Here is a 14,783-nt window from a genome sequence, read left to right as displayed (position 1 = left end):
CAGTATTAGACCCAGTTTCCCAGGCTTATCCCAGAGTCAAGGGCAGGTTACTCACGTGTTACTCACCCGTTCGCCACTAATCCACCCAGCAAGCTGGGCTTCATCGTTCGACTTGCATGTGTTAAGCACGCCGCCAGCGTTCATCCTGAGCCAGGATCAAACTCTCCGTAAAAAACAAAAAGCACTCGAGAACCATCACCACCAGCGGAAAACCAGCAGCAACAACCCCCAAGCTCATCCCGGCAACCACCACCCACCACACGGGGGTGCAATGAAGTGATGGCAACCAAATAACCAAATACTTGGCATCAACAAACTTGGCACACTATTGAGTTCTCAAACAACAGGCGCTTCCGGCCATTCACGCTGTCGATCTCGACTGCGCTTCCTTCCGGAGCAACTTTTCTAACTTAGATCATCTGGCTAGTCGGTGTCAAATCCGACTCGCCGTGAGTTTCGCCGTGGCGATCCTCGGTGGATCTTCGTCAGGGGCGGTGATGTTTCCATCACCTGCGGCCATTCAGGCTATCAGATCCTCAGCGTTACTGTGAACCTGGCCCGTGCGGGTTTCGGTGGCTTTCGCTTCCCGGCCCCGCGGCACAAGAGAAGACAGTACACCCGGATTTCGGTCCGTGCCAAATCGGGGGCTCTCCGTCGTCAGATCCGCGTGATTCCGGGGCTGCATGGCTCCATCGGCCCCTGAATCACCGCGTCGTCGTCGACATCGTTTCTGTGATGGTCGCCACTCTGATGGGGTCCCGGTCAGGCCTGCGGTCGGAAGTAGACCGTGGCCAGAGGCGGTACGCTGATCTCTGCCGACGCCGGCTGTCCGTGCCACGGGGTCGGCTCGGCCAAGATCTCCGGTCCGTTGCTGACTCCGGATCCGCCATACGCCTCGGCGTCCGTGTTCACCACTTCGGTCCAGGCGCCCTCGCGCGGCAGTCCCAGCCGAACCCCGTGGTGAGGCGATCCAGAGAAGTTCGAGACGCAGACCAGCGGTTCGCCGTCCACCGACCAGCGGATGAACGAGAAGAGATTGCGGTCAGCGTCGTTCTGGTCGATCCACTGGAACCCTGCCGGATCATGGTCCTGGCTCCACAGCTCGGGGGCATTGCGGTAGACCAAGTTCAGATCACGGACGGTCTTCATCAACCCCTTGTGCTGCGGGATGTCCGTCAGCCACCAGTCCAGACCATGGGCCTCGTTCCACTCGGCCTCCTGGCCGAACTCCGAGCCCATGAACAGCAGCTGCTTCCCCGGGTGCGCCCACATGAACCCGTAGTAGGCACGCAGGGAGGCCAGCTGCTGCCAACGGTCGCCCGGCATCTTGCGCAGCAGCGAGCCCTTGCCGTGCACGACCTCATCGTGGGACAGCGGGAGCACGTAGTTCTCACTCCAGGCGTAGACCAGGGAGAAGGTCATCTGGTGGTGATGCCACCGCCGATTCACCGGATCCTCGGACATGTACGTGAGCGAATCGTGCATCCAGCCCATGTTCCACTTCTCGCCGAACCCGAGGCCTCCCGTGCTCGTCGGTGCGGTGACGCCGTTGAAGGCGGTGGACTCCTCGGCGATCATCATTGTGCCCGGATTGCGCTTGTAGGCCGTGGCCGTGGCCTCCTGCAGGAAGCTGATCGCCTCCAGGTTGTGGTTGCCGCCATGGATGTTCGGCACCCACTGCCCGTCCTCCCGCGAGTAGTCCAGGTAGAGCATCGAGGCCACCGCGTCCACCCGCAGCCCGTCGATGTGGAACTCCTCGAGCCAGTACAGCGCGTTGGCGACCAGGAAGTTGCGCACCTCGGTCCGTCCGAAGTCGAAGACCAGGGTTCCCCAGTCCGGGTGTTCGCCCTTCCGCGGGTCCGCGTACTCGTAGAGAGGACCGCCGTCGAACCGGGCCAGAGCCCATTCGTCCTTGGGGAAGTGCGCCGGGACCCAGTCCAGCAGGACACCGATCCCTGCCTGGTGGAGACGATCGACCAGGTACTTGAAGTCATCAGGGGTTCCGAAACGCGAGGTCGGGGCGTAGTACCCGGTGACCTGGTAGCCCCACGATCCACCGAAGGGGTGCTCGGCCACCGGCATGAACTCCACGTGGGTGAATCCCTGCCAGGAGACGTACTCCACCAGCTGCTCAGCCATCTCGCGGTAGTCCAGTCCCGGGCGCCATGAGCCGGCGTGCACCTCGTACACGCTCATGGCCTGCTGGTGCGGATCGGTCTGGGCCCGACGTTCCATCCAGTCCTGGTCCCCGAACGAGTACCTGGACTCCTCCACTCGCGAGCCGGTGGCCGGCGAGACCTCGGTCCACCGAGCCATGGGGTCGGACTTGTCCCGCCAGACCCCGTCCGCACCGCGGATCTCGTACTTGTAGACCGCTCCGGCCTGCACCCCAGGGATGAACACCTCCCAGATGCCGGAGTCGCCCAGCGAGCGCATGGCATGCTGCCGGCCGTTCCAGCCGTTGAAGTCACCCTTGACCCGCACGTTCTGCGCGTTGGGCGCCCAGACCGCGAATGCGGTGCCGACGACCTCGCCCTGAGGAGTCGAGTACCGGTGGACCCGGGCACCGAGCACCGTCCACAGGGTCTCGTGACGCCCCTCACGAATCAGGTGCTGGTCGAGCTCACCGAGGGTGGGCAGGTACCGGTAGGCATCGTCCTGCAGCTCCGGTTCCGCCCCGTCATAGGCGACCAGGATCCGGTAGCCCGGGACGTGCCCCTCCTGCACGGCGGCCGATGTGCCCACCCAGACGCCGTCATGCTCGTGAGTGAGCTCGATCTGGCCGCCCTCGTCCAGGCGCACGGCCACGGAGTCCGCCAAAGGCCGCAGCACGCGGTAGGTGACCGTTCCGGACCCGTCCAGGTGTGCCCCGAGCACCTCGTGGGGCTGGTGGTACTCCCCCCGTGCCACGGCCGAGAGGACCTCGGAGGCGACCGCCAGGGGTGTGGCCCCGGCGTGGACCGGAGACGCAGTCTGTGCTGCATGCTCGGGGGTCGGTCCTGCGGTGCTGGCATCCTGCTGGGACATCTGAGCCTCCTGGTGAGTCGCGTCGGGGTGTGCGGCGCTGGTCCGTTCCACGCTAGCGCGGTCCAGGGCCCGGCGCACGGCGGCGGCCGGCACCTGCACCCAGTCCGGTCGCTGCCGCTGTTCGTACGCCACCTCGTATAGGGCCTTGTCCAGCATCAACGCGGTGAACACCACCGAATCGGTGTCCACCGGTGTGCCCAGAGCCTGGCCGTATCCCGCCAGGAACGCCTGCTGGGCCGCGTCCGTCCACCGCTGCAGCTCACGCCGCGCATCAGTGCGATCCCCGTCGCCGTCCTCTCGGGCGGCGACGGCGCCGGCATAGTCGAAGGAACGGAGCATGCCGACCACATCCCGCAGCGGCAGGTCCATGCCGGAGCGTTCGGCCGCATCCCGCAGGGGTTCGCCCTCGAAGTCCAGCACGGTCCACCGGGTCTGTCCGTCCCGGTCCGGGGCGGCCAGCACCTGCCCGAGGTGATAGTCCGCGTGGATCCGCTGCAGCGGCGGCAGGCCGGCGGCCACGGAGGGATCCTCCAGCTTCTCGACGACGGCCTCCACGGCAGGCGCGCGGTCCTCACCGACCGCAGTGCTCGCCTGACGCCAGCCCCACCGGATCCGCTCGGCCAGGTCGGCCAGGACCTGGGGCCCGTCCTGCGGTCCAGAGGTGTCCGCCGCGCCGCCGGCGGTGACCTCGGAGGTGCCCAGCGATGCGGCCAGTGCCCGGTGCATCCGGCCGGTGGCCTGCCCGATCCCGGCGGCCTGGCCGGTGAAGTCCTTCCTCGAGACGGCGGCGTCCAGGGCCAGCCTCCAGGCGTCCTGAGAGTCGGCCACGAACTCGCGCAGCACACTGACCGCACCGGAGTCCCAATCCTCCCCCTCCGTGCCGGTCCGCCTCCACCCGGCAGTGATCTCGCCGTAGGTCACGGGGACCTCGGTGGAGCCGGCCTCGGTCAGGGCCAGGCCGATCTGCACGTCCGGGTTCTCCCCGGCGGCGATCACCCGGAAGAACTTCACGATCACCGACCCGTCCGGCCCCTCGACCACCACGGAGGTGTTGGACTGCTCTCCGGTCAGCACGCGGGCCTTCATCACTGCGGGCTCGAACCGGGACCAGTCCTGGAACCCAGCGTGGGCGCGTCCCCGGCAGCGGCCGTCGGCCGTGGCCAGTCCCCGGCGCATCATCTCCAGCCAGGCGGCCACGAACGCCGCGTCGTGCGTGCCGTCGTAGACCCAGACCTCATGCAGCTCGCCGGTCTCGCCGTGCGCTGCGGAGGTCTGCCCGATCAGGGCGGACTCGCCTCCCTCCAGCGGGGCGGAGCGCACCGTGACTGGAACGCTCACGGTGACGGGGCCGTCGTCGTGGGCCACCGAGAGCAGGTGGAGCTGGAGGTCTGCCTGGCCCGCCGGGTCCGTCAGGCGCAGACCGCCGACCCGGGTCACCTCGGCGTCCGGCCCGCCCGGGAACCAGCGCTGGGTGGCCAGCCAGGGGCGGAGGAGGTCGAGGATCGGACGCGAGGTGGTCATGGGGTGTGGTCTCTCTGTGTTCAGTTCCGTGCAGCCTGATCTGGGGTGATGATCGGCAGAGCGGAGGTGTAGGGATTGGCGCGGTCCGCCAGGCCCGGATGCTGCTCGGCGACCGCCGGGTTCGCCAGCCCGGGACCGGTGCGCACCCGCAGCCAGTAGAACCCGTGACCGGGCAGGGTGATGGGCAGACGGCCGTCCTGATCGATGTCCAGGAACGCGCGTCCGCCGAAGACGTCGCGCAGCCCGCGGCCCTCGTAACCGGGCACGGTCAGCCAGGTGGCGACGGGGTCCGGAGAGAGGTTGAAGATGCACAGCACCGTCTCCGGGTACAGGTCCTCGTCCTCCGAGGGGGGCAGATCGCGCACGAACGCCAGGACCTGCTCGGCCTCGGCGTCCACCACGGAGAAGTCGCCCAGACCGAAGACCGGGTGCCGCTTGCGCACCGCCAGGGTCTCGCGGACCCAGTGCAGCAGCGAGCCGTTCGAGGCCAGGGCGGCCTCCACGTTGACGTGGTTGTAGTGGAAGACCAGCGACTGGATCACCGGCAGGTAGAGCTTGCCCGGATCGGCCTCGGAGAAGCCGGCGTTGCGGTCCGGGTTCCACTGCATGGGCGTGCGCGAGGCGTCACGGTCCGGCAGCCAGATGTTGTCCCCCATGCCCAGCTCATCCCCGTAGTACAGGAACGGCGACCCCGGCAGGGCCAACAGCAGTGCGTGGATCAGCTCCAGCTCCGAGCGCGAGTTGTCCAGCAGTGAGGCCAGACGACGGCGGATGCCCACGTTGGCGCGCATGCGCGAGTCCGGCGCGTACCAGCCCAGCATGGCCTGACGCTCCTCCGGCGTGACCATCTCCAGCGTCAGCTCGTCATGGTTGCGCAGGAACGTGCCCCACTGGGAGCCGGCCGGGATCTGCGGGGTGTCCTCGAGGGCTTCGAGAATGGCGGTGGCCCGGTGGTCACGCAGAGCGTAGAAGATCTTGGGCATGATCGGGAAGTGGAAGCACATGTGGCACTCCGGCTCCTCCTCGGTGCCGAAGTAGTCCACCACCTCCGCCGGGGGCTGGTTGGCCTCGGCGATGATGACCCGCCCCGGGTACTCCGCATCCACCATGGCGCGCAGCTCCTTGAGGAAGGTGTGCGTGCGAGGGTCGTTCTCACAGTTGGTGCCCTCCTCCTCGTACAGGTACGGGATGGCGTCGGCACGGAAGCCGTCCACGCCCATGTCCAGCCAGAACCGGACCACGTCATACAACGCCTCGATGACCTTCGGGTTCTCGAAGTTCAGATCCGGCTGGTGGGAGAAGAACCGGTGCCAGAAGAACTGCCGGCGCACCGGGTCGAAGGTCCAGTTCGACTCCTCGGTGTCCACGAAGATGATGCGGGCGTCCTGGTACTTCTCATCGGTGTCCGACCACACGTAGAAGTCGCCGTAGGGGCCGTCCGGCTCTGCCCGGGAGGCCTGGAACCACGGGTGCTGGTCCGAGGTGTGGTTCAGCGGCAGGTCGATGATCACCCGCAGGCCGCGCGCGTGGGCCTCGGCGACGAGTCGCTTGAAGTCCGAGACCGTTCCGAACTCGTCCAGCACCTCATAGAAGTCCGCCACATCATAGCCGCCGTCCCGCAGCGGAGAGCGGTAGAACGGCGGGACCCACAGGCAGTCCACGCCCAGCCACTGCAGGTAGTCCAGCTTGTTGATCAGCCCGTCCAGGTCACCGGACCCGTCCCCGTTGCCGTCATGGAACGCCCGGACCAGCACCTCGTAGAACACTGCGGTGCGGAACCAGTCAGGGTCGTGGGAGATCCCGTGGGTGTGGAGCTGGTAGGAGTTCGCCATGGTTCGTGTGCTCTTCCGTCTCGATCCGGCGGGCCGTGTGTGGACGGGCCTGCCGGGTGCTGCGTCTACAGGTCAGGTGCGGCGGATCAGGCCGGGCATGTCCCCTCGGTCAGGAGCGGGCATGCGGGCGGGGAGGGTCAGCCGCGGACGATGCGCAGCACGTGCGCGGGCTCGACATGGGGGTCCAGGCGGATGTAGTTCTCCGCTCCCCAGCGCCACCGCGCCCCGGTGATCAGGTCCTCCACCTCGAACCGTCCCTCGGCATCCAGGTCCTGCGGGCGCAGGTCCAGCGCGCTCAGGTCCAGACGGGCGGTGGCCTCGCGCACCGAGTGCGGATCGCAGGTCACCACCACGATCACCGTGTCCGGTGCGTCCAGCGGCACTCCGTCCGCACCCCGGTCCGCAGCGGCCTCGGCATCCGCGTGCTCGCCCTCCGGCTGCGGCCGACGGGTCTTGGAGAACACCAGGATCTGGTCGTTGTCCGCCGAGTGCAGCGTCAGGTTCTGCAGGTCCTGCAGGGCAGGGTGCTCGCGGCGGAACCGGTTCAGTCGAGTGATGAACGGGGCCAGGGACTCCCCCCGGGCCTCGGCACCGGCGAAGTCCCGGTCCTTGTACTCGTACTTCTCATTGTCGATGTACTCCTCCGCCCCGGGGCGGGCCACATGCTCATAGAGCTCGTAGCCGGCGTACATGCCCCACAGCGGATTGGACAGGGCTGCCAGGACCGCACGGATCTTGAACGCCGCCGGTCCTCCGAACTGCAGGTACTCGGTGAGGATGTCCGGGGTGTTGACGAAGAAGTTCGGGCGGTAGAACGCCGGGGTCTGCGCCGTGACCTCATGCAGGTACTCGGCGATCTCCTCGCGGGTGTTCCGCCAGGTGAAGTAGGAATAGGACTGCTGGAAACCGGCCCGGCCCAGGGCGTGCATCATGGCCGGACGGGTGAACGCCTCAGCCAGGAACACGACCTCCGGGTGGCGGCGCCGCACCTTGCCGATCAGCCACTCCCAGAACCACAGCGGCTTGGTGTGCGGGTTGTCCACCCGGAAGATCTTCACGCCGCGGGAGACCCACAGCTCCACGACCTTCAGGACGGCCCGGCGCAGTCCGCGCGGATCGTTGTCGAAGTTCAGCGGGTAGATGTCCTGGTACTTCTTCGGCGGGTTCTCCGCGTAGGCGATGGTCCCGTCCACGCGGGTGGTGAACCACTCCGGGCGCTCGGCCACCCACGGATGGTCCGGGGCGCACTGCAGGGCCAGGTCCAGGGCCACCTCGAGTCCGTTCCGCTCGGCCTCGGCCACGAAGTGGGCGAAGTCCTCGGGGGTGCCCAGGTCCGGGTGGATGGCGTCGTGTCCGCCCTCCTCCGCACCGATCGCCCACGGCGAGCCCGGGTCGTGCGGGCCTGCCACCAGGGTGTTGTTCGGGCCCTTGCGGTGAGTCCGCCCGATCGGGTGGATCGGGGGCAGATAGATGACGTCGAAGCCCATCTGCGCCACCGCTGGGAGGCGCCTGGCCGCCGTCGTGAAACTGCCTGAGGTCCAGGTGCCGGACTCCGGGTGGTACTGCGCCCCTTCGGAGCGCGGGAAGAACTCGTACCAGGCGCCGCGGCCGGCCAGGCTGCGCTGGACCTCCACGGGATAGGACGACGACGGCGACACCAGATCCCGGAGCGGACGTGCGGTGAGGATCTCGGTCACCTCGGGGGTCTCAGCGGCAGCGAGTCGCTCCTGCACGCTGAGGGACTGATCTGCCAGGACACGTGCAGTCTCGGCGAAGACGGCCCGGTCCTGCTCGGTGCGATCGCTGTCCTCGGCGGCGGAGGCGAACAGTGCCACGCCCTCTGCCAGCATCAGGTCCACGTCCACGCCGGCGTCGATCTTGACGGTGGCGGCATGGTGCCAGGTGCCGAACAGGTCCGACCAGCCCTCGACCACCAGCGAGTGCATCCCGACCTGCGTGGGGCGCAGGGTGGCCAGGTACTCGTCCAGTCCGGGTGCGCCCTCGTGCATGCGCACTCTGTGGACGAGCGCCCCGTCCGGGCCGTAGAGCACGGCGGTGGCACCGACACGGTCGTGGCCCTCCCGGAAGACCCTGGCGCGGACGGGGATGTCCTCCCCCACCACCGCCTTGGCCGGGTGCGCGCCGTGGTGCACGGCCGGCTGCACATCCGTCACGGGGATGCGGCCGACCTTCAGCTCGGTGCGGAACAGCGGGGACATGTTGGCGTTCTTGATGGCTCCCACGAGTTCGACGTTACCGGCACGCCGGGTGAATGGCTAACCTCTTTCCGTCCGCTCCACGGTGCGGCAGATCAGGACCCGATCACTGCAGCAGGGCCTTGTCGTCCAGTTCGGCGCCCTTGATCTTGGCGAACTCGCCGAGCAGGTCCTCCACGGTCTTGCCGCGTTTCTCCTCCTCGTGCAGGTCCAGGATGATCCGGCCTTCGTGCATCATGATCAGCCGGTTGCCGACCTCCAGGGCCTGGGCCATGTTGTGCGTGACCATCAGGGTGGTCAGGTTCTGGTCGGCCACCACCTTCTGGGTCAGCTCGGTCACCAGGGCCGCACGCTGCGGGTCCAGTGCGGCGGTGTGCTCGTCCAGCAGCAGGATCTTGGGACCGGAGAAGGTGGCCATCAGCAGGCTCAGCGCCTGCCGCTGGCCGCCGGAGAGCAGGCCGACCTTGGTCTTCATCCGGTTCTCCAGGCCCAGCTCCAGGACCTTGAGGGCCTCGTGGTACTCCTCCCGGCGGGCCTTGCCCACGCTCAGGGACAGTCCACGGGTCTTGCCGCGACGCCCCGCCAGGGACATGTTCTGCTCGATCGTCAGGTTCGGGCTGGTGCCGGCCATCGGGTCCTGGAAGACGCGCCCGACGAACTCGGCGCGCTGGAAGTCCTTCAGCCCGGTGACGTCCTTGTCGTCGATCCGCACGGTGCCCGTGTCCGGGGTCAGCTTGCCCGCCACGGTGTTCAGCACGGTGGACTTGCCGGCGCCATTGGAACCGATCACGGTCACGAAGTCGCCCGGGGCCAGGTGCAGGTCGATCCCGACCAGCGCCCGACGCTCATTGACCGTGTTCGGGAAGAACGTCTTGTGGATGTCGGTGAGCTCAAGCACGGTCTGCCTCCTGGGATGAGCCGGTACGAGTGGATTCGGCGGCCGGTGCGGCAGAAGCCCCGCTGGTGGCCAGCGCCGGGGCTGCCTGAGGGCCACCCGCGGCGATGTCGGAGACCACGCCCCGGTCTCGCCTGAGGCCGCCCAGCTTCCGGAAGATCTTCCACTGGGGCAACAGCAGCGCGGCGACCACCAGCACCGCCGAGATCAGCTTCATGTCATTGGCGTTCAGACCCGCAGTCAGGGCGAAGTAGATGGCCAGGCGGTAGATCACCGCGCCGACGATCACGGCCAGGGTGGCGATGAACACGGTGCGGGTGCCCAGCAGTGCCTGGCCCACGATCACCGAGGCCAGTCCGACCAGGATCAGGCCGATGCCCATGCTGATGTCGGCGAAGCCCTGCTGCTGCGCCACGACGGCGCCGCAGAGGGCCACCAGGCCGTTGGAGAGCATCAGGCCCAGGATCTTCATCCGATCCGTGGAGACGCCGAAGCTGCGGATCATCTCCTCGTTGTCTCCGGTGGCCTGCAGGGACAGTCCCAGGTCGGTGGAGAGGAACCAGTCCACGATGAACTTCAGGACCAGGATCAGTGCCAGCAGGATCGCGATCAGCGCCCAGCTTCCGCTGGAGGCCCCGAGGGTTCTCATGAAGGCGAACGCGGTGTCCTCGCCCAACAGCGGGACGTTCGCCTTGCCCATGATGCGCAGGTTGATCGAGTACAGCGCGATCATGGTCAGGATGCCGGCCAGCAGACCGTTGATGTTGCCCTTGGTGTGCAGCAGTCCGGTGATGAGTCCGGCCACCGTGCCCACGGCGAAAGCCGCGGCCATGGCCAGGATGAAGTGGACGTCATTGACGATCAGCACAGCGGCCGTGGCGCCGCCGGTGGTGAAGGATCCGTCCACCGTCAGGTCCGGGAAGTCGAGGATGCGGAAGGTCAGATAGACCCCGATGGCCATGATCGCGTAGATCAGACCGAGTTCGATGGCGGTGTTCATGAGCGTGTGGTGCCTTCGTGGGAGGGGAAGCGGATCAGCGGGGCCGGGCCGGCGGTGCGGTTCCCGTCAGTGCCGTGCCGGCCGTCAGGAGGGACGGCCGGCACGGGTCGTGGTCGGTCGAGGGGCTCAGCGCCGGCAGTGGATCAGCCCTCGGACTCCTCGGCGTCAGCCGCGGTCAGCTTCTCTGCCTCGGCGAGCATGTCCTCCGGGATGGTGACGCCCATCTTCTCGGCGGCCTCCTCGTTCACGTAGAGCTTCAGGCTGTCCTCCGGGGCACGCTCAGCGGGCAGGGAAGCCGGGTCAGCTCCCTCGGTGAGGATCTTCACGGCCATCTCGCCGGCCTGCTTGCCATGAGCGGTGTAGTCGATGCCGAACGTCGCGACCGCACCGCGAGCCACCGAGTCACCCTCGGCAGCGATCACCGGGATCTTCTGGGACTCGCCGTAGGCGATCACCGACTCCAGGGCCGAGACCACAGCGTTGTCGGTGGGGACGTAGATGGCATCGACATCACCCAGCGCCTGGACGCCCTGCTGGACCTCAGAGCTGTTGGTGATGGTGGTCGTCTTGATCTCCATGCCCAGCTCAGCGGCTGCTTCTTCGGCCTGCTTCACCTGGACGGCAGAATTCGGCTCACCGGAGGAGTAGACGATGCCCACGGTCTTGGCATCCACCCCCAGCTGGTTGAGCAGGTCCAACTGCTCCTTGACCGGGTTCATGTCCGAGACGCCGGTGACGTTGCCGCCGGGGGCCTCCCAGTCAGCGATGATCTTCGCGTCCACCGGATCGGTGACGGCCATGAACACGACGGGCTTGTCCGTGATGGCCTGGGTGGCTCCCTGGGCGGCCGGAGTGGCGATGGCCGCGACCAGGTCCAGGTCGGCAGTGGCGAAGGAGCCGACGATGCTCGTCACGGTTCCGGCATCGGCCTGGGCATTCTGCTCATCCCACTCCACCTCGACGCCGGCCTCCTCGAAGGCGGACTTGAAACCGTTCTTGGCCGAATCCAGGGCGGGATGCGTCACGAACTGGGCGATGCCGATCGAGTAGGACTCTGCGGCTCCCTCCCCGGCGGGGCTGGTGCCGTCTCCGCTGCCTCCCCCATTGGAGCCGCAGGCGGTGGCGAACAGGGCGGTGGCGGCCAGGGCCGCCGTGAGACGGGCGGTGGTGGACTTCTTCATGGTCTCCCTCGAATCATCAGGTGGTGGTGCAGGCGGGCATCCGAGGACGCCTGGAGACGGATCAGCCGCGGGGATGCGACAGCCACCCGTCCATCAGTGAGCATTTCGTATCTCAATAGTCAGTGTGATCCACCTTACATTCAACACGAGCGGCGCATGCCAGACGATCTGTGATGACATCGACGCCCCTGTGGACGATCTGTCCTCCTGCAGCTCCCTCCTCGGCCGGCTCACGCCAGCTCACGCACGTGAGCGAGCCCACGGAGCGTCATTCACCGGAACGACTCCTCCTGGACCCCCTCCCCTAGTACCGTGGGGGTGTGAAGGCAATCCGCAGATTCATCGTCCGTACCCACCTGCCCGAGGAGATCTCTGGCCTGAGCCGTCTGGCCGCGAACCTCCGCTGGTCCTGGCACCCCCAGACCCAGGCGCTCTTCCGCGACCTGGACCCCGCCGCCTGGGAGGAGCTCGGCCACGACCCCGTCGCCCTGCTCGGCTCCTTCGACCGGCAGCGACTGACCGAGCTCGCCGCTGACAGCCAGCTGGTCCAGCGCGTGCAGGAGGCCACCGCTGACCTCGACCGGTACGTCTCTGAGGACCGCTGGTACCAGAACGAGTTCTCCGCCGGACAGGCGCCGAGCTCGATCGCCTACTTCTCCCCCGAGTTCGGCATCACCGCTGTGCTTCCCCAGTACTCCGGTGGTCTGGGCATCCTGGCCGGCGACCACCTGAAGTCCGCCTCGGACCTCGGCGTGCCGATCATCGGCGTGGGCCTGCTCTACCAGGCCGGCTACTTCAAGCAGTCGCTCTCCCGTGACGCCTGGCAGCAGGAGACCTACCCGGTCCTGGACCCGGACAATCTGCCCCTGACCCTGCTCAAGGAGTCCGACGGGACTCCTGTCCAGATCTCCCTGCCCATCCCTGGAGGCCGCACCCTGCATGCCCAGGTGTGGCGGGCCGACGTCGGGCGTGTTCCTCTGCTGCTGCTGGACTCGGATGTGCCGGCCAACGACGACACCGCCCGCACCATCACCGACCGCCTGTACGGCGGCGGCGGGGACCACCGCCTGCAGCAGGAGCTGCTGCTGGGCATGGGCGGCGTGAAGGCCCTGCGCCAGTACGCGCGACTGCAGGGCATCGAGGCACCCGAGGTCTACCACACCAACGAAGGCCATGCCGGGTTCCAGGGGATCGAGCGGATCCAGGAGCTCATGGAGCAGGGCCTGAACTGGGAGGAGGCGCTGACCAGCGTGCGTGCCTCCACCGTGTTCACCACCCACACCCCGGTGCCCGCCGGCATCGACCGCTTCGACCGTTCCCTGGTGGAGCAGTTCTTCCAGGCCGGGCTGGCACCGGCCGTCCCCGTGGAGAACGTGCTCGCCCTGGGCGCCGAGGACTACGACGGCGGAGACCGCGGCGTGCACAACATGGCCGTGATGGGTCTGCGTCTGGGCCAGCGGGCCAACGGCGTGGCCCAGCTGCACGGCGTGGTCTCCCGCGAGATGTTCCAGGGGCTCTGGCCGGGCTTCGACGCCGCCGAGGTCCCGATCACCTCGATCACCAACGGCGTCCACGCCCCCACCTGGGTGTCCGAGACCGTCTCGGAGACCGCCATGACCATGTTCGGTGCCGCTGCGGTGGCCGGGCATGACTGGGACAAGGTCTGGGAGGTGCCAGATCAGGAGCTGTGGAACGTGCGCCGTGAGCTGCGCCGAACCCTGATCCAGGACGTGCGCGCCCGTCTGAAGTCCTCCTGGCGCAAGCGCGGTGCGTCCGAGGCCGAGCTGGCCTGGACCGACTCGGTGCTGGACGAGAACGTGCTGACCATCGGCTTCGCCCGCCGCGTGCCCACCTACAAGCGGCTGACCCTGATGCTGCGCGACCCCGAGCGGCTCAAGCGCCTGCTGCTGGATCCCGAGCGGCCCATCCAGCTGGTGGTGGCCGGCAAGTCCCACCCCGCCGACGAGCAGGGCAAGCGGATGATCCAGGAGATGGTGCGCTTCACCGACGACCCCGAGGTGCGTCACCGGATCGTGTTCCTGCCCAACTACGACATCCGCATGGCCTCCACCCTGATGCCCGGCGTGGATGTGTGGCTGAACAACCCGCTGCGCCCGCTCGAGGCCTGCGGCACCTCCGGGATGAAGGTGGCCATGAACGGCGGCCTGAACCTGTCCGTGCTGGACGGCTGGTGGGATGAGATGTACGACGGCGAGAACGGCTGGGCCATCCCCACCGCGTCCTCCGCCGCCTCCACCGAGGAGCGCGACGACCTCGAGGCCGCGGCGCTGTACGACCTGCTGGAGAACGAGCTGACCCCGCGGTTCTACGGGGCGGAGGCACCCGCTGCGGCTGGCGCCGCCGGACCGTCCACCGTCTCGGCAGGGCACGACGACGGCCTGCCGCTGCAGTGGATCGAGATGATCAAGCACACCATCGCCACCCTGGGCCCGCAGGTCTCCGCCGACCGTATGGTCCAGGACTACGTCAACATCCTCTACCGTCCGGCCGCCGACGCCGGCCGGATCGCCGATGCCGACGGATATGCCAATGCGCGTGCTCTGGCCGCCTGGAAGACCGCGGTCCGGGAGCAGTTCCCGGGCGTGGTGGTGGAGCACGTGGACTCCCTGGGGGTCTCCGACGCGCCGCAGATCGGGGACGAGCTGGAGGTGTCCGCCTACGTCCGACTCGGTGGGCTGACCCCGCAGGATGTGCTGGTCCAGGCCGTGTACGGCAAGGTCTCCGCCGGTGAGGATGCGTCAGTGTCCGAGGACGAGCTGACCGAGACCGGCCAGCTCACCCTGGTGCCCTCGGAGGATCTGGGTGACGGCCGCTACCGGTTCTCCGGCACGCTGCTGATCGACCGCTCGGGCTCCTTCGGGTACACCGTCCGGGTGCTGCCGCAGCACTCGCTGCTGGCCTCGCCCGCTGAGATGGCGCTGGTGGTCAACGCCGGCTGATCCGGAGTTCCCTGTCCCCTCACAACTGGAGGTCAGTTATCACTGGCACTCGCCCGTTTCGACGGGTGTCAACCTGTTGTGAACCGTTAGTGGGATATGAGGGTGTGAATGGTCGGGGGTAGCTTCAGTCGGGAGCCGTCGTTGGCGAGAT

7 protein-coding genes and 1 rRNA gene are annotated in these 14,783 nt (G+C 67.6%); 1 reads left to right on the top strand and 7 read right to left on the bottom strand.

Annotated features, from left to right (window positions below):
- The 7 genes from BM355_RS13670 to BM355_RS13640 all read right to left on the bottom strand — a co-directional run.
- Positions 1-172, bottom strand: a 16S ribosomal RNA gene (locus BM355_RS13670); the annotation flags it as partial.
- A gap of 590 nt (positions 173-762) precedes the next feature.
- Positions 763-4,548 carry a 1,4-alpha-glucan branching protein GlgB gene (gene glgB / locus BM355_RS13665; protein ID WP_091699656.1) on the bottom strand — a complete coding sequence of 1,262 codons (3,786 nt, stop codon included), beginning with the start codon at positions 4,546-4,548 and terminating at the stop codon, positions 763-765.
- 20 nt (positions 4,549-4,568) lie between these two features.
- The gene (gene treS / locus BM355_RS13660) at positions 4,569-6,380 is read right to left on the bottom strand and encodes a maltose alpha-D-glucosyltransferase (RefSeq protein WP_091699654.1); all 1,812 of its coding nucleotides are present in this window, start codon (positions 6,378-6,380) and stop codon (positions 4,569-4,571) included.
- A 137-nt stretch (positions 6,381-6,517) separates the two neighbouring features.
- Entirely contained in the window at positions 6,518-8,599 is a 2,082-nt protein-coding gene (locus tag BM355_RS13655) for an alpha-1,4-glucan--maltose-1-phosphate maltosyltransferase (RefSeq protein ID WP_091699659.1), read from the bottom strand.
- 103 nt (positions 8,600-8,702) lie between these two features.
- Positions 8,703-9,494 carry an ABC transporter ATP-binding protein gene (locus tag BM355_RS13650; protein WP_091699652.1) on the bottom strand — a complete coding sequence of 264 codons (792 nt, stop codon included), beginning with the start codon at positions 9,492-9,494 and terminating at the stop codon, positions 8,703-8,705.
- Positions 9,487-10,491 carry an ABC transporter permease gene (locus tag BM355_RS13645; protein ID WP_091699649.1) on the bottom strand — a complete coding sequence of 335 codons (1,005 nt, stop codon included), beginning with the start codon at positions 10,489-10,491 and terminating at the stop codon, positions 9,487-9,489. The genes BM355_RS13650 and BM355_RS13645 overlap by 8 nt, the downstream gene beginning before the upstream one ends.
- Positions 10,492-10,634: 143 nt before the next feature.
- Positions 10,635-11,672: an ABC transporter substrate-binding protein gene (locus BM355_RS13640; RefSeq protein WP_091699647.1), complete on the bottom strand. Its 1,038-nt coding sequence runs from the start codon at positions 11,670-11,672 to the stop codon at positions 10,635-10,637.
- Between the two features lie 320 nt (positions 11,673-11,992).
- Here BM355_RS13640 and glgP point away from each other — a divergent pair, with 320 nt between their 5' ends.
- Positions 11,993-14,632 carry an alpha-glucan family phosphorylase gene (gene glgP, locus BM355_RS13635; RefSeq protein ID WP_091699644.1) on the top strand — a complete coding sequence of 880 codons (2,640 nt, stop codon included), beginning with the start codon at positions 11,993-11,995 and terminating at the stop codon, positions 14,630-14,632.
- The last annotated feature ends 151 nt before the right edge of the window (positions 14,633-14,783 follow it).

Source organism: Micrococcus terreus (assembly GCF_900116905.1).
In the GTDB taxonomy this organism is placed as follows: Bacteria; Actinomycetota; Actinomycetes; order Actinomycetales; family Micrococcaceae; genus Citricoccus; species Citricoccus terreus.
The sequence above is the reverse complement of the archived record's forward strand: the minus strand, read 5'-3'. Positions and strand labels throughout refer to the sequence as shown.

What these genes read in the sequence shown, in the direction of transcription:
- BM355_RS13645 (WP_091699649.1), bottom strand. Translation starts at nt 10,491, where the DNA reads ATGAACACCGCCATCGAACTCGGTCTGATCTACGCGATCATGGCCATC.
- treS (WP_091699654.1), bottom strand. Translation starts at nt 6,380, where the DNA reads ATGGCGAACTCCTACCAGCTCCACACCCACGGGATCTCCCACGACCCT.
- BM355_RS13655 (WP_091699659.1), bottom strand. Translation starts at nt 8,599, where the DNA reads ATGTCCCCGCTGTTCCGCACCGAGCTGAAGGTCGGCCGCATCCCCGTG.
- glgB (WP_091699656.1), bottom strand. Translation starts at nt 4,548, where the DNA reads ATGACCACCTCGCGTCCGATCCTCGACCTCCTCCGCCCCTGGCTGGCC.
- BM355_RS13640 (WP_091699647.1), bottom strand. Translation starts at nt 11,672, where the DNA reads ATGAAGAAGTCCACCACCGCCCGTCTCACGGCGGCCCTGGCCGCCACC.